Raw genomic sequence first — 15,143 nt, forward strand, 5'->3', positions numbered from 1 at the left:
TCCTGCAGTTGGAGTCACAGTATGAAGCAGCGGCCTATTCGCTTCTCCCGCTCCCATGGTCCATGACCATGACGGGTTCGAACGGCAGGAAGGTCAGGCCCCCGCCGCGATGCTCCAGAGCGGTGATGGGATCGACCAGCGACACGCTGAGGCCGGCGGCCACCATGGCGCAGACGCCGACCGACACCTGCGTTTCGACCTGCAGCCTGCGTTCGATGCCGTTGGCAGAACGCGACATTCAGTGCCGTTGGCTGCTTGCACGCGCGCGGCGGTAGTGTTCGCCGAGCACGTCGCGCCCCCAGTCACCCTGGAAGTCGCGCCACACGCTGTGGATGTGGTTGCCGCCCGAGTTGTCCCATTCGATCAAAAAGCGCGCGCCCTGGATGCGCCAGTAGTGCGGCTGGCCGCGCTCGGTGGCGCCGGCCCATCCGAAGCGGATGCCGTCCAGGCCGCCCGCACGCACGCGTTCCAGTCGCTGCTGCGCCAACGACGATTCGGCCACCGAGGCCTGCGACTCGATGATGCGCAGCAGCAAGGCTTGCTGCGCTGCGTCCATGGCGCTGAAGGCCACACCCACAGGTGCCAACGGGTCCGGCTGGGCGGCATTGCGCGTGACGATGTCACCGAACGGCCGGGCACTGAAGATGGCCTGCTGGCGCTGCGCCGGCGAGAGCACGGCCAGCAGCGCAAAGGCGCGGTCTTCCTCCTCGCCCAGCGCGCGCTGGCCCTTGCGCGGGCCCTTGTTGGCGATGTCGCGCGGCACCTGCGCCGGATTGGCACCCAAAAACTGCGGCAGCGTGGCCACTACCTGGCCGTCGGCCAGCGTGAAGTGCAGCGAGAGATGGTGCCCTTCAATACGCCAGCCCCAGGGCGAAGTGGAGTCCGGCGTGCCGAACAACGCGATGGCGTAGTTCTCCGGATCGCGCGAGAGGCCGAAGGATTCGATCTCGCGCAGCGCGATCTCCAAGGCGATGATGGCCTGCACCTTGACCAGCCCCGGCTCCGACAAGGCCGCGGCCAGCAACTGCTGCGCTGCCTGGCGCTGTGCATCCTCCATGGTCTTGAACGCAATGCCGGGCCGGCTACGCGGCGTGTAGTTCCAATCGCCGCGCGCCTCCAGCGTGAACGGCCGCAGCAGCTCTGGCCGCTGTCCCGCCGGCGTCGCCTCCAGCAGCGCCCGCGCCGCGGCCGTCATCGCCTGCGCCGCGCGGCTGGTGTCGGCCGCGGCGGCGGCAAGGGGCACCACGGCGAACAAGGTCCAGCAGGTCATCCAGGCGGAGAGAGTGCGCAGCAGCATGGTTGGTCTTCTACCTGAAATGACCAATGAACAGGTGCAAGAATGCCTGAGTTGGGGTGGCGAGTCGAGTTGGGGGTCATAGCACTTGCGACTCACGCGGCACAAAGGCGGGTGCGGCAGTGAGGATCCGATATGCAGCGGAGGCTGTCATTGAGATAGGCACCGCGAACCCTTCTCTGTGCTCGCCATGATGCTTGCCTTCATGTGCTGGATGCGCTCGATGCGGTCAGCCACATACTCGGGCTCGATGAACGGATGAGCTTCTTGCACACGCCCGGATGGCCCAAGCGTTTCGCAAGGCAGTCCACCGGCCGAAACGCTGGGGAGGGTCGCGCCTGCTTCGGCTCCGGCGCGGGGCCAGTACGCCATTCATGCTGCCGACTGCGGGCGGCAGAACGCTCAGGGCACCGGCTTCGACGAGAACGCCGCCACGTCGCCTGGCTTGCGCAGCATCTTGTCGACGTCCGCGGCGTGCAACTCCTCGGCGTGGATCATCTGCCGCGCGAACTCCTCCAGCGCCACCGAGCGGCCTTCCACATGCGACAGCAGCTCGCGGTACAGGGCCAGCGCGCGCGCCTCGGTGTCGAGCGATTCGCGCAGCATGGCGGCGATGTCGTGCTGGTGCGAATCGAGCAGTGGCCCGATCGCGAGCGAGGGGTAGTCGCCGAGCGTGGTGATCCACTCGCCGACCTGCTGCGCGTGCAGCAGCGATTCGCTGGCCTGTTCGCGCAGCCACGAGACGATGGGAATGCGGCCGAAGCCGAACACCAAGAAGGAGTAGTGCGTGTAGCGCACCACGCCGGCCAGCTCGGCTTCAAGTAGCCGGTTGAGCACGGAGACGACCTTCGCTTGATCGAACTGTTCCATGTCAGCGCTTCCGGATGGAGGGGGAGCAAATTATGCGCCGCGCGCCGCACTGCTGCGAGGTGAGCGTAGTCGCGGCACACGGCGAAAGACAACGGATCCAACGGCGTCTTGACGAGTCCGACCCGCATCACGTTTTGCGTCGACCAAGAAGCACGGGGGATCATTTGCCACTCATAGAAGCTTGTCGACACGGTTGTGCGTGTATTTAGCAATCCCTTCCATTCCGAGCGCCAAAGCAGCATGCGGCCCTGGCCAGAATGATCAGATTGCATCCCAACTGCCAATGCGACTTCATCAGGATGCGGTATCACTTGCCCCAGCCTGCGCCGCCGCTGTCCGCCATCACAAGCGCGAGCGGGATGATCATCAAGTCTTCGACGACCATGCAGGGCGCTAAAGCCACGGTGCTCATTTGGCGTTTCGGCGCTCGGGCTTGACAATGGCGCAGACGCAGTAAGGGTTGCTTAGACGCAAGCTGCCATGCAAAACGGCATCCGACATCGACTCCTGGCGATCCTGGCAGCGGATGCGGTCGGCTATTCGCGATCGATGTCTTTCGACGACTTGGGCACGTTGAGCGCGCTGGATGAGGCCCGCCAGGTCTTTCGAAGCCATGTCGAGGCGGCCAGCGGACGAGTGGTCGACACATCCGGAGATTCGGTGCTGGCTGTGTTCGACACGGCGATTGGCGCAGTGCGGGCGGCCGTTGAGATCCAGGAAGATCTCGCGACACGGGCCGACGCTGCGCCCGAGCACCTTCGATTGCTGTTTCGCATCGGCATCCACGTCGGCGACCTGATCGAGAAGCCGGACGGCACGGTCTATGGCGATGGCGTCAACATCGCGTCGCGCCTGCAGGCGGTGGCGGAGCCGGGAGGCGTTGTCGTCTCCCACGCTGTGCAGGAGTTCGCCTCAGACCGCACAGGCGCTGCCTTCGAGGACATCGGCCAACAGAAGGTAAAGAACATCGCAAAGCCCATCAGCGCGTTGCGGCTGCTGCGGGCACCCCGGGCGGCTAGGACTGACGAACTGGCGAGGGCTCCGTTGGTAGAGCAGGCAAGAATCACCCACCGACACTTCGCGCCAAACGCAGTGGACGTGACCGTTCGGACATCCCGGCGCGCGCGCCGTTGGCGCTTGTCCAGCGCTTCCCTGATACGGTGGATCGGCTCGCATCCGTTTGAGTCTTGTCGATAAACGATGGCTGATGTCCGTCGCCGGCCAGAAGCAGGTATTGGCGACAGTCCGTTCTCCGGCAGCAGAAATTCACTGCCGCAAGGGCGAAGCCACACAAATCGATTGGCAGGACGCGGCGCACTGGCCTACATTGGTCTTCCACCCACCATGAGGATCGCAACATGCCCATCCGCATCGCATCGCTGACCCACCGCATCGCGAAGAACGGCGCGATGCTTCACCAGGCGAAGATGGACCGCGTCCACTCGCTGGGGGCAGACCATGAGCCGTCCGAAGCCGAACAGGCGCTGGCCGAGGAGCGCCGCCTGCTCAAGGAGGAGCGTGCGAAGCGCCAAGCGCAAGCGCAGCAGCCGAGGGCGAAGGCCGTCGACAAGCTGGTGAGGACGCACCACCCGCAGGCCAAGGAGAAGCCCAAGGAAAAAAAGGAGCCCAAGGAGGCCAAGGCTGGCAAGGCCCACAGGCCCTCGCGTGCCGAGAAGCACGCTGCGCAGGCGGCGGCCCTGCAGGCCGCGAGTAGAGCGCCGAAGAAGTCGGCGAAGACCTGAGAAGGCTCTCAGGCACCGCGCGGAGCGCGGACGCGCTCTTCCGAGTACAGGCGGAGTACGAATCGCCCTGCTTCGGTGTCGCGCGGGCCCCGAACCTCCTCGCGCACGGCAGGCGGCACTTCGTCGAGCACAGGGTAAGCGGCACCGCATCCTGCAGGAAGCAGCATCGGTGACGCGAGCGCGGCAAACGTGAGATCCGCAGCCCTGAACCGATCGCCGACCAAGTACCGTCGCCCCTCGCGCATGCGTTGTAAGCGGCCGGCCGCCCCACCTTGAGATCTGAAGCCAAGCCGGAGACCATGCTGTCCATCTAAGTTAGCTGGACATCTATGGACGTCAATCCGAAGCAACGCCGGCGTCACAGCGCAGCGTTCAAGGCGCAGGTTCTGGCGGCATGCGCCGAACCTGGTGCCTCAGTCGCTGCGGTTGCGCTGTCGTTCGGGCTGAACGACAACCTCGTGCATCAATGGCGTCGCGGTCGCGGGGCCAGTCCCGTACGATCGGCAGCATCGACGACGGTTGCCGAGTCTGCGCCCGAGTTCGTTGCGCTGTCGTTGCCGGCGCCGCCTCCTTCACCGGCGTCATCACGTGCGGCGGCCGTACCCGCCGAGACGATCCGGCTCGAGCTCAAGCGCGGCGCTCTCGGCGTGAGCGTCGTGTGGCCGATCTCAGCGGCAGCCGATTGCGCAGCGTGGCTTCGCGAAGTGTTGCGATGATCCGCATCGACGCTCTGTGGCTGTGCACCCAGCCACTGGACATGCGTGCCGGCGCCGAGCGCTTGATGGCTCATGTCGTGCACGCCCTCGGCAGCGCTCGTGCGCACCACGGCTATTTGTTTGCCAACGTGCGGGCCCCTCGCATCAAGCTGCTCGTGCACGACGGCTTCGGCGTGTGGTGTGCGGCCAGGAGGCTCAACGCCGGCCGCTTCGTGTGGCCCAGCGAAAGCTGCGCTGCGACCCCACTGTCGTTGACGCAGGCGCAGTTCGATGCGCTGGTGGTGGGACTGCCCTGGGAGCGACTACCGGAGATGAGTGCGATCACGCGGCTGTAGGCTCGCAGCGGTGAAGGAAGCCTGCATCGGCATGCCGCGCGTTGACAGCGCAACTCCCAATGACGCGAAGCCGCCGGACCTGCACGATGCGTACCCATGCAGGACCTGCGCGACCTCAAGGATGAAGACCTTCAAGATCTGACGCCCGAAGCGGTCACGGCGCTCGCCCAGCAGATGCTGCAGCACATCCAGCGCCAGGCGCAGGACATTCGCCTGAAGGACGCCAAGCTCGAGAAGCTCACGTTCGAACTGGCACGTCACAAGGCATGGAAGTTCGGTGTGAAGTCCGAGGCGATGAGCGCCGAGCAGCGCCGGCTGTTCGAGGAGACGCTGGCCGAAGACGAGGCCGCTCTGCAGGCTTTACTGGAGCAGGCGAAGGGCACGCCTCCGCCGGACGACAACGCCTCGTCCAAGCGCAAGCCACGACGCCAGCCTCTGCCGGGCCATCTGCGCCGCGTGCAGCACAACCACGAGCCCGAAGACACCGCCTGCCCAAGCCCGGGCTGCGGCAAGCCAATGGTGCGCGTGGGCGAGGACATCAGCGAGAAGCTGGACATCGTGCCGGCGGAGTTCTTCGTGCACCGGCGCGTCTACGGCAAGTGGGCGTGCCGCTGCTGTCAGCGCCTGGTGCAGGAAGCCGTCGAGCCGCAGCTCATTGATGGCGGCATGCCCGCGGCTGGCCTGGTGGCGCATACGCTGATCAGCCGCTTCGTTGATCACCTGCCTTACTACCGCCAGGAGGCCATCAACGCACGCTCGGGCGTGCACACGCCGCGCTCGACATTGGCGGCCTGGTCCGGCCGCGGCGGCGCGGCATTGGAGCCGCTGTACGACGCACACAAGCGCTTCGTACTCTCGGCCCGGGTGCTGCATGCCGACGAGACGCCGGTGGCCCTGCTCGACCCGGGCCGGGGCAAGACTAGGAAGGCCTACGTCTGGGCCTACGCACGCGGAGCCTTCGATCCGGTGCCGGGCGTGATTTACGACTTCTGCGTGGGGCGTGGCGCGCGCCTGCGCGACGGATCCGGCTCGTCGTCACGGGCCGCACCTGTACCTGAAGTTCACGGCCGACGGCAAGGCGAATTCGGTCTACGTGCCCCCGGGGCAAGCGCAGTCGCTCAAGGACGCGCACCGCGCGTGGGTGCGATTCCAGGAGGTCGCCACCGAAGTGGCGGCGGACAACCGCGAGCAGTTCTTGCGTGCGTTGGCACGCGAGAAGGACAAGAGCCGGGCGCGCCGGGCCAAGGCATCCAAGAAGGCCTGACGTGATCGAACGGCACCGTCGCCCGTCCAGCACCGCCGATGACTGGATCGCTGAGCAGGCCGCCGGGCTGTGGGAAGATTGGATGCGCCAGGTCGACCAGGTGCTTGCCGACGCGCGGCTGGTGCAACTGGTCTACGAGGTGCTGGCGCGCCGCTGGACGCACAGCCTCACGCGCGGGCGCAAGGGCACGCCCGCGGAGGTGGTGCTGCGACTGCTGCTGCTCAAGCACATGCGCAACTGGAGTTACGCCGTTCTCGAGCGCGAGGTGCGGGCCAATCTCGTGTACCGCCACTTCACCCGGGTTGGTGCGTGCAAAGTCCCTGACGCGAAGACCCTGGGCAAGCTGGGGGTGGCGCTGGGGCCAGATGTGGTCGAGCAGATACATCGGCGTGTAGTGGCCATCGCTCAGGAGCACAAGATCGTCCAGGGCCGGCGCATGCGCGTGGACACCACCGTCGTGGAGACCAACATCCACTACCCGACGGACGGCTCGCTGCTGGGCGACGGCGTGCGCGTGCTCACGCGCACCATGAAGTAGATCGAACGGCTGACCGCCGCGATTGGTCACCGCCGACGCCGGCTTCTTCTCGCTGCGCAATGAGGTTGTCGCGCGCGAGCGCGGCGTCAAGCGCGTGGCGATCCCCAACCTCGTGCACCAAGAGCGCCGACCGTCGCAGGCTGCACAAAAAGCGTTGGTTCCGCAGCGCGCAGAAGTGGCGCACCGGCTGCGAGGGGCGCATCAGCCTGCTCAAGCGCCGCCACGGCTTGAACCGATGTCGCTACAAGGGGGCCGCCGGCATCAAGCGATGGGTCGGACTTGGCGTCATCGCCGACAACCTGATCAATATCGGCATCGCTCTGGCATCGCCGGCCGCGCCATAGACGGCCGTCATCGCACCGGCCCCCAACCATCCCGACTCCCGATCCAGCCCTCCGATGGCTGCCTTCACCCTGTCCCCGCTCAGCCCCTCAGCGACCGCTCGGATTTTTGCGCCGCAAAGTAGCTAAGGATGGTCTGCAGAACTTGATCCCACCCGAGGTGGGCCGTTCAACTGAAGTGTCGAAGATGGCCGCCTGCTTCTTCTTAGCGGTGCATGGATATGGCAGGGAGGGCAATGCGGCGCATCCGCGTTGCCCTGGATTTCGACAATGACTCCCGATGTCATCGGTCATCTTCTGATGCGGTCGCCGATGCTCGCCCGCCGTCGGGGCCGATGACCTGGTCGCTTCTTCGACGTAACGGGCCAGTGCCTGAACCTGCGCTTCCGTGAGCTGGGGAAAAGCAGGCATCTGGCCGATGCCGTTGCGTACGGCTTTTGCAACCCTCTGTGCGTCGGGCTTCAACTCATCCAGCGAAGGCCCCACCGCGCCAGTCGCACCGGCGTCCTTCAGGGTGTGACAGAGGGCGCATGCCGGCACGACCGAGATGAACAGTTGGCGACCTTCCTCGTCCGCATGGGCTGCCAGCGCGACACCTGCCAAATACGCGCTGAGCGTCAAGTGCCACAGTGCGGGTCGCATCACACGACGGTGATGGGCAAGGCATGTACGCGCCACCCACTGTTCAAGTATCCGCCGCCGTTCGACGGCGTGGCTTCGACCTGCCAGTTGAACTGGACGTCTTGAGCACGCGACGCGAGCAGATACTGCCCCGGCTGGAGACGCACCGGCAGAACGAACTGCCTCCACGCAAATGGGCCCAGGTCGGGGCCCACCAAGCGCGCCTCCCGCCAGGTTTGCCCGCCATCTAGTGAAACATCCACCCGCCGCAACGCGCGAGTCGCGCCCATGGCCACACCATGGATCTGGATCCATCCGGCCCTGACGGGCCCCGTCTCGGGCCCCGGCCCATTGATCCAGGACTTGACGTCCATCTCCCAGACCGAAGGATGGCTGGGATCTCCCTTCGCGCCAGGTGGAGAGATGCGGTAACCTGTCTTCTGGATCGCCGCCTCGGTCTGCGCCTGAGTGAATGCGAGCCGCTTGATGTACTTGATGTTGTTCACGCCGCTGTAGCCGGGCACAACCAGGCGCAACGGTCCACCATGGGCGTGTGGAACCGGCTCGCCGTTCATCTCCCAGGCCAGCAGCGCGTCTTCGAAGGCGCGCAGCGGCACGGAACGCTCGACGATGATGGAATTCGGATCCAGGCCCGCAGGCAGCATCTCGCCACCTGTGCCGGTCATGAACTGCGCTCCTTCCGCAATACCGCCCAGCGCGGCCACCACGTCTCGCACCGGCACCCCGCTCCAGATCACGCAGCCGGCGGCTCCAATGGTCCACTTCGTGCCGCTCGGCTTGTCGGCAAAGTAGCCGCGTCCGTTACCGGAGCATTGCAGCACCGCGGCCACGGTCTCCAACCCCACAATCTTCAGTTCCGCAACCGTCAGCGTGCGCGGCTGCCTGACTCCTTCAACCGATACCGACCAGGCGTCGCGATTGGCGACGATGGAGGCGTCCGGCGCCGGCAAGTTGTTCCGGATGTACAGCCGGTCCGCCGGGGTGATGATGCTCGTGCCGTAGGCGGATCGCTTCGTCTCGATCGTCGTAGCGGTATGTACGATCAGGTGGTCGGCATTCTTCCAGGCGACGTACGGCGGCAGGCTGGCGCGCGCAGATGCCGGACCAGACTGCGCTTGCGCCAGCCTTGGGAAGCTAGCTGCAGCCAAAGCGCTCGCGGTCCCGGCAAGCAAGCTGCGACGGGCGAGATCTGGATGGGACTTCATGGTCGGGCCCCTGTCGGCAAGGATGTTCAAACATAGTGCCCAGACAAGAAGCTCACATCCGGGTAGTTACTGACAGGACATCTTCGGGGCTCTTGCACCGACGGAACGATTACCCCAGCTTGCAGGCATTCAATCTTCGTCAAGCATCCGGCTGACCCTGCTGCCCAGTGCGCTCTCGGCCCGGAAGTACCCCATGACGGTCGCGACGCTCTGGTGGCCCGTCATCGCCATCGTCTCGGGCAGCGGCATGTTCTGTCGGCCGGCTTCCGTCACGAAGCCCGCTCTTAGCGAGTGCGCGCTAAAACCCGCGTCCAGCTCCGCCATCACACACCGCTCCTTTACCATGCGTTCGTCGACTTCCTCGAAGATCTCGCGCACGCGCAGCCTGGAACGTTCCGCGCTGTCTGGGGTGATCCGGAGTGTCCGCCTGCAGCAGACCCGCAGCTTAGCTGTGTGCGCCGAACAGCCGCATTCGCGGCGCCTGACGTTCGATCTTGGGTCGGCAGTATGCCTAGTTCGTAAGGCGCAAGCCGGCCATGACCAGCCAATCAATGTGGATGCCAGAAAGCAGCCGCTCGGCGCCGCTCTCAACCCGTTCCAGCCTTTCGCACACCCGAATTCGCCGCTCCAAGCAGTCGTTGGTGGTTAACTCATGACATGAGCGGTGTACGCAGCAGCACCATCCGATGTGCCTGTCCGCGCGCGTCCAGGTCGAGCAGCTCATCGAGCAACGAGCTCAGGCGCGGTCAGTGGTGGCGGTCCGGGAGCCTCATTGGTTTTGCCAGGCGCCTCAGTGCTCTACCGCGAACAGCCGCCACTCGCCAGGGATACCCTTGAGGCTTTGCACTCCTCGATCCTGAAACACGAGCCCGGAACCTGCGACAAGATCCTTGACCGTGCCGGAGACCAGCACTTCGCCGGCGCGCGCCTGTGCAGCAACGCGTGCGCCGGTGTGCACAGCGATGCCGCCGACCTTGCCTCCCATCCATTCGCACTCGCCGGTGTGTAACCCGGCGCGGATCTCGAGCCCGAGCGCACGCACCTCCTCGGAGATCGCACAGGCGCAACGCACGGCGCGCGCCGGCCCATCGAAGGCGGCGAGGAAGCCGTCGCCGGCGGTGTCGATCTCGCGGCCGCGAAAGTGCTCCAGCTCGTGGCGAATCAATGCGTGGTGGCTGTCGAGCAAATCGTGCCAGCGGCGGTCGCCGAGGCTGGCGGCGCGCTCGGTGGCGCCGACGATGTCGGTGAATAGGACGGTGGCCAGGAGCCGGTCAGGTTCCGCGTCGTGCCGAGCGCCGGTGAGGAATTCTTCGATCTCGTCGACGATAGCGTCGCAGTCGCAGCCCCAGGGAACGTGATCGATGCCGTGCAGTTCGACCAGCTTGGCTCCGGGGATGTGATCGGCCATGTAGCGGCTTGCGCCGAATTCGATCGTGCGGTCGTTGCTGCTGTGCAGCAGCAGCGTGGGCACGCGCACGGCCGGCAGGACATGCCGGATATCGATCTCCATGTTCATGCGCACCAGCGTTGCCGCGGCCGCCGGGCTGGCGCTGGCGCGCAACCAGCGGGCCCACCACCGTCGGTAGCGCTCGTCTTGGGCCAGACTAGGGCACCGGGCATCGATGCCTACCGGTCCGCCCCAGTCTCGTTCGATCTGGTTGGCAAATGCCAGGTGCTGCTCGGCCGTCGGCCCCCAGGGGTAGTCGGGCGCCCGTGTGCGTCGCGCGAAAGCGCCGCCCATGATGAGCGCCGAAGACCGTTCCGGATACGTGGCGGCGAACAGAGCGCACATCGCGCCCCCCTCGGAATAGCCGAACAAGGCCGCACGCTGCGAGCCGACCGCATCCATCACCGCGCGCACGTCGTCCATGCGAACCTCGAGGCTTGGCATGTCGTTGACGCGGTCGGACAGGCCGGTGCCCCGCTTGTCGAACAGGATCAGGCGGGAGAACGAGGCCAGCCGCGTCAGCAGCCGGGCCAGCGTCGGCTCCTCCCAGAAGACGTCGATATTCGACACCCAGCCGGGAACCAGCACCAGATCACGCGGACCGTTGCCGATCGCCTGGTAGGCGATGTTGACGCCACCGCTCCTCGCATATCGGGTTTCGGGAACCATAGAAGGTTGAGCCTCCGCACGCCGGTCCACTTGCACTTGTCCACGAGCGGGAGCTTGCCACAAAACGAGGGGCTAAGACGCCCATAGCCACGCATCAGGTTCCGTCCGCTGGCCCTCCGGCGAGGGCGATCGTCTAGCAGCAGAAGTCCGCGCCTCGAACATTGAGCGACCGCTTTGTGGCCTACGAACGCCTGGGATTCCAGATGGAGGGCGTCAAGCGCAGGCCTTTCCGGGTCGATGGCACCGTACCACGATGCCTACGCGATGGCGCTGCTGCGAGAAGCCTGACGCTCAGGCGGGCCCTGCCATCTTCCTGTTCTTCTTCCTCGGCTTCTCGCCGGCCGCAAGGCAGCGCGCGAGACGCTCGCTCGCGACGCGCAGCCGCTGCTTCAGCGCGGCGGGCTCCAGCACCTCGTAGTCCACGTCGAGCGCCATCAGCCAGTAGACCAGCGAATCGAGCCCGTTCGCGCCGCACTGGAGGAGGCATCGCTTCGCATCGATCTCCTCCAGCAAGCCGGCCGATGGCGGAATGCGCCGCGCCATCGCCGCGCGCGGCGCGTGGAGCACCACGCGCGCCTGCTCGGAGTAGGGGTTGACCGCGAGCGAGCGCGACACATAGGCGCGCAAGTCGCCGCCCTCGGGTGCGGGGCGCGGCGCGAAATGGGCGCCGATGGCGAGCGTGCCCGCGATGCGATCGATGCGGAAGGTGCGCCAGTCCTGGCGCGCCGGGTCCCAGGCCACGAGGTACCAGCGCTGGCCGGTGTGCACCACGCCTTGCGGCTCCACGGTGCGGGCGCTGGCGCGGCCCTGCCTGTCGGCGTAGTCGAAGGACAGGCGCAACTGCTCGCGGCAGGCGGCCGCTAGTTGCGCGAGCTGGGCCGCGTCGACCACCGGCCCGGCCCGATCGAGCGGGACGATGGCGGAGCGCAGCGCGTCGATCCGGCGGTGCAGGCGCGACGGCATCACCTGCTCGAGCTTGACGAGCGCGCGCAGCGACGCCTCCTCGATGCCGGTGACGGCCCCGGCCGTCGCGGTGCGCAGCGCGATCGCAGTGGCGAGCGCCTCCTCGTCATCGAGCAGCAGCGGCGGCAGCGCGTGGCCCGGGCGGAACGCGTAGCCGCCCGCCACGCCGCTGCTGGCATGCACGGGGTAGCCCAGTTCGCGCAGGCGGTCGATGTCCCGGCGCAGCGTGCGCGGGTGGATCTCCAGCCGCTCGGCGAGCTCGGCGCCGGCCCAGTGGCGGCGGGTCTGCAGCAGGGAGAGCAGGCGAAGAAGACGCGAGGAGGCGGTCAGCATGGCAGCAGGACTGTAGCTCGCATCGAGGGCGGAATCTGTCCGCAATGACATCTAGAGTTCACGACATCGCAGCTGCGGCCGCGACAGTCCCCCGAAACCCCAACCCAACCAGGAGCCCACCATGTCCCTCGTCCTCTACTGGCACCCCATGTCCAGCGCCACCCCCATCGCTTGCGCCCTCGCCGAGCTCGGCGTGCCGCACGAGCGCGTCAAGATCGACATCCGCAACGGCGAGCAGCGCAAGCCCGACTACCTCGCGCTCAATCCCAACGGCAAGGTGCCCACGCTCACGGTAGACGGCGCGTCGATGTTCGAGGCGCTCGCGATCCACCTGTGGCTAGGCGAGCGCTACGGCGTGGCGCGTGGCCTGTGGCCGAAGGCGGACACGGCTGAGCGGCTGCAGGCGACGTCCTGGTGCGCATGGTCCTACGTCACCTACGGCGCGGTGCTGGTGCGCCTGCAGGTCGCGGCGCATGGCGAGGAAGCGCTGCGCAGCGCGGCCCATGAGGAAGCCGCGCGCGAAGGGCTGAGCCAGTTGCTTGCGCTGCTCGACGCACGCCTGGCGAAGCAGCCCTGGATGCTGGGCGCGGACTACTCGCTCGTGGACCTCGTGGTCGGCTCGGTGATCGGCTACAGCGTCTACATCGGTGCGCCGGTGTCCTCGCACCCGCACGTGCAGGCGTGGCTGCAGAAGGTGCAGGCGCGGCCCTCGATGCAGATCGAAGCCTAGGGAGGCGACATCGCCCGCGCACCGCGCTGCAGCCGGCTCGCCTCGGCCTGCGCGCAGCGCTTGCGCCGCCAGATGACCACGCCGGAGACGCTGAGCATCGTGACCACCAGGCCCATGGCCGAGATCAGGATGCGGACGGGCAGCCCGAGGAGGCGGCCCGAATGGATCGGGAACTGGGCCTGCACGAAGAGGTCGGCGGCCGTGCCCTTCCACGGTTCGCGCTCGCCGAGTACACGGGCGTCGAGGCTGTCGACGTAGAGCGTGCGGTGGCCGACGCCGCCGCTGCCGTGCCAGCGCAGCTTGCGTCATCTTGCTGGGTCGCTTCTCGATTGGGGCTTGGGTTGAACGTCCGGTCCTGGCCCGCATTCTGCCCTTCCCGCTGAACCGGAGGGGGAGTAGGCGGCCTCCCGAGAGGACCCATGCGTTGCAACGCCCGGTAGCGCCAGCCGATACTGCACAACTCGGACGATGGCAGGCTAGACCGCCCTCAGTACATTGCGCAGCATGACATCGCATACCCAACGAGCTACCGAGGAAAAGGCCTTCCAGCGCGCCGACGGCATTGACGAGGACGTTCATCACCGCAGCTCGCGACGACCGCCTGCCTGGTTCAAGCTCTTGGTGCTCGGGTTCCACGTGCTCGCAGCCCCTGTTCTGCGCGGCCGCAGTTACCGCCGTCGCGGTGCTGCCAGCAGGGTGGAGGCGCTGGACGAGCTCGATGAAGTGGACTGGGGCTGCGCGTCGGCTAGCAAAAGCGAGCGGCAGACGCCCGGTGATTGGGTCTTTCCGAGCTTCTTCCTGTGCATGGCGGTAACCGCTCTGCCGTTGATAGGCACTCGCTGGACCACGCCGGAGGGTATGGCGACATGGTCTTCCTTCGCGGACGCCCTGGTGTTTTCACTTCCAGTCATTGTCCCGCTGCCATTCCTCTTCCTGGGCTGCCTGGGAACGCTGGCCCTACAGCCCGCGTCGCGAACGCCGGCAGCGCTCGGCTTCCTTGGCACGGCCATGCTCCTCGGGCTTGCGGGGATACACGCCTTGCTGGCGTAGATGTCGGTGCCTTCAGCCGCGATAACGAGTCCACCCAGCCTCAAGCGAACTTCCTCCAGCACCTCGTAAATGTCTTGGCGCCGCAACTGGCCTAACGAAGGGCCGGTTGTGGCCGACAGCAGGCCTTGATAGTAGGCTGTGCGGAGGTCAGCAACCAGTCAAGTCTTTTTCGGCGCTTCGGAGCCGACTGCCAAGCGAGACTATGCGAGCCTCCTGACGCCCTTTCATCGCCCGCCGGCAACCAGCCGCCAGTGTCCTTTTGGCCTTGAGCGGCTGTCTGCGGATCTATTGGCGTTGTCTGCGGATTTATTGGTTTGTTCTCGAATTTATTGACTTAGAACACAACATCGTCGGCGGTATTCCGGGCAAATAAATGCACAGACTGCGACCCAGGCAGCGCGGGGCACGCCAGGCCTCTCGAGCTTGAAGGTAGGCGAAACAAATTCACAAACAACATCCGCCCGGGCAGGAACGGAAGGCGCGCATAAGCAAATAATTGCTCGAACGAGGCGCGTCCCGTCGCCGATCGTGTCGGCCGCATATTGGAGCGATCCGGCCCTGCAGCCCCCTCGGGTGGAGGCCCCGTTCTCGGCGTCGGTGGGTTCCGGCTATCTGCGCGAAGCGTGCGACAGACGTGTCGGTTCCTCCTGGGACCCCAAACAACACGAAGCGGCGGGTCTGGCCATAAACGAGTTGCGTCGGATGGCGCGCTCGGTGATCAGCGCGAACGATCGCTCAACCTGGTTGAGCCAGGAACTGTAGGTCGGCGTGAATTGGATGATCTCTGCGGCCTTCGGGCTCAGTCCTCCTTCATGGTGCTGATTGGTGCGTCTCAGGCACCACTGTGCGCCCGCTTGCAGGCCTACCGCTCGTGCCCCCTCCCTATCTACGATGGAACACATACGGCCTTCTGCCGTGATCCGTGCCCGACAACCCTGAGGTGTTGAACGGAGACTTGCTGCCAGTCGTCCGACTGGTTTGGCCCGGGCAATCGGGCCGTCTAT

General features: G+C 66.2%; 14 protein-coding genes and 3 pseudogenes. 8 read left to right on the top strand and 9 right to left on the bottom strand.

The window, feature by feature from the left end; all coding sequences use genetic code 11:
• Positions 1-34: 34 nt before the first annotated feature.
• The 3 genes from ACSQ9A_RS20500 to ACSQ9A_RS20510 all read right to left on the bottom strand — a co-directional run bounded on the left by ACSQ9A_RS20500 (position 35) and on the right by ACSQ9A_RS20510 (position 2,164).
• Complete coding sequence (locus ACSQ9A_RS20500) at positions 35-238, bottom strand: hypothetical protein (RefSeq protein ID WP_436304947.1); 204 nt, start codon at positions 236-238, stop codon at positions 35-37.
• Positions 239-1,297, bottom strand: a complete 1,059-nt coding sequence (locus ACSQ9A_RS20505; RefSeq protein ID WP_436304948.1) for a DUF3500 domain-containing protein — start codon at positions 1,295-1,297, stop codon at positions 239-241.
• Between the two features lie 399 nt (positions 1,298-1,696).
• Positions 1,697-2,164 carry a ferritin-like domain-containing protein gene (locus ACSQ9A_RS20510; RefSeq protein ID WP_436304949.1) on the bottom strand — a complete coding sequence of 156 codons (468 nt, stop codon included), beginning with the start codon at positions 2,162-2,164 and terminating at the stop codon, positions 1,697-1,699.
• Between the two features lie 480 nt (positions 2,165-2,644).
• Between ACSQ9A_RS20510 and ACSQ9A_RS20515 the strand changes: the two genes are divergently transcribed.
• From ACSQ9A_RS20515 to ACSQ9A_RS20540, 6 genes and pseudogenes are all read left to right on the top strand, one after another.
• Positions 2,645-3,361: an adenylate/guanylate cyclase domain-containing protein gene (locus ACSQ9A_RS20515; RefSeq protein ID WP_436304950.1), complete on the top strand. Its 717-nt coding sequence runs from the start codon at positions 2,645-2,647 to the stop codon at positions 3,359-3,361.
• 161 nt (positions 3,362-3,522) lie between these two features.
• Positions 3,523-3,906, top strand: a complete 384-nt coding sequence (locus ACSQ9A_RS20520; RefSeq protein ID WP_436304951.1) for a hypothetical protein — start codon at positions 3,523-3,525, stop codon at positions 3,904-3,906.
• 329 nt (positions 3,907-4,235) lie between these two features.
• Positions 4,236-4,622 (top strand): IS66-like element accessory protein TnpA, encoded by a 387-nt coding sequence (gene tnpA / locus ACSQ9A_RS20525; RefSeq protein ID WP_436304952.1) that lies wholly within the window; start codon positions 4,236-4,238, stop codon positions 4,620-4,622.
• The gene (gene tnpB / locus ACSQ9A_RS20530) at positions 4,619-4,957 is read left to right on the top strand and encodes an IS66 family insertion sequence element accessory protein TnpB (protein ID WP_436304953.1); all 339 of its coding nucleotides are present in this window, start codon (positions 4,619-4,621) and stop codon (positions 4,955-4,957) included. The genes tnpA and tnpB overlap by 4 nt, the downstream gene beginning before the upstream one ends.
• Before the next feature lie 96 nt (positions 4,958-5,053).
• The gene (tnpC, locus tag ACSQ9A_RS20535; RefSeq protein WP_436304954.1) at positions 5,054-6,226 is read left to right on the top strand and encodes an IS66 family transposase; all 1,173 of its coding nucleotides are present in this window, start codon (positions 5,054-5,056) and stop codon (positions 6,224-6,226) included.
• 89 nt (positions 6,227-6,315) lie between these two features.
• Positions 6,316-7,103: pseudogene (locus tag ACSQ9A_RS20540) on the top strand (transposase); the annotation flags it as partial.
• A gap of 339 nt (positions 7,104-7,442) precedes the next feature.
• Here ACSQ9A_RS20540 and ACSQ9A_RS20545 read toward each other — a convergent pair.
• From ACSQ9A_RS20545 to ACSQ9A_RS20565, 5 genes and pseudogenes are all read right to left on the bottom strand, one after another.
• Positions 7,443-7,742: pseudogene (locus ACSQ9A_RS20545) on the bottom strand (c-type cytochrome); the annotation flags it as partial.
• Positions 7,742-8,947, bottom strand: coding sequence for a sulfite oxidase (locus tag ACSQ9A_RS20550; RefSeq protein ID WP_436304955.1), 1,206 nt, complete (start codon positions 8,945-8,947; stop codon positions 7,742-7,744). The gene ACSQ9A_RS20550 and the pseudogene ACSQ9A_RS20545, both read right to left, overlap by 1 nt.
• A gap of 129 nt (positions 8,948-9,076) precedes the next feature.
• Positions 9,077-9,292, bottom strand: a pseudogene (locus ACSQ9A_RS20555) (integrase); the annotation flags it as partial.
• A 445-nt stretch (positions 9,293-9,737) separates the two neighbouring features.
• A complete protein-coding gene (locus ACSQ9A_RS20560) occupies positions 9,738-11,063 on the bottom strand; it encodes an adenylate/guanylate cyclase domain-containing protein (RefSeq protein ID WP_436304956.1) in 1,326 nt (441 codons plus the stop codon).
• 291 nt (positions 11,064-11,354) lie between these two features.
• The gene (locus ACSQ9A_RS20565) at positions 11,355-12,359 is read right to left on the bottom strand and encodes a helix-turn-helix transcriptional regulator (protein ID WP_436304957.1); all 1,005 of its coding nucleotides are present in this window, start codon (positions 12,357-12,359) and stop codon (positions 11,355-11,357) included.
• 121 nt (positions 12,360-12,480) lie between these two features.
• Here ACSQ9A_RS20565 and ACSQ9A_RS20570 point away from each other — a divergent pair, with 121 nt between their 5' ends.
• Entirely contained in the window at positions 12,481-13,089 is a 609-nt protein-coding gene (locus tag ACSQ9A_RS20570; protein WP_436304958.1) for a glutathione S-transferase family protein, read from the top strand.
• Here ACSQ9A_RS20570 and ACSQ9A_RS20575 read toward each other — a convergent pair.
• Complete coding sequence (locus tag ACSQ9A_RS20575; RefSeq protein ID WP_436306332.1) at positions 13,086-13,388, bottom strand: PepSY domain-containing protein; 303 nt, start codon at positions 13,386-13,388, stop codon at positions 13,086-13,088. The two genes, ACSQ9A_RS20570 and ACSQ9A_RS20575, sit on opposite strands and share 4 nt — an antisense overlap.
• Before the next feature lie 205 nt (positions 13,389-13,593).
• Between ACSQ9A_RS20575 and ACSQ9A_RS20580 the strand changes: the two genes are divergently transcribed.
• Positions 13,594-14,139 (top strand): hypothetical protein, encoded by a 546-nt coding sequence (locus ACSQ9A_RS20580; RefSeq protein ID WP_436304959.1) that lies wholly within the window; start codon positions 13,594-13,596, stop codon positions 14,137-14,139.
• Positions 14,140-15,143 lie beyond the last annotated feature (1,004 nt).

It is taken from the genome of Variovorax sp. LjRoot290 (assembly GCF_964253985.1).
Lineage (GTDB): Bacteria > Pseudomonadota > Gammaproteobacteria > Burkholderiales > Burkholderiaceae_C > Variovorax.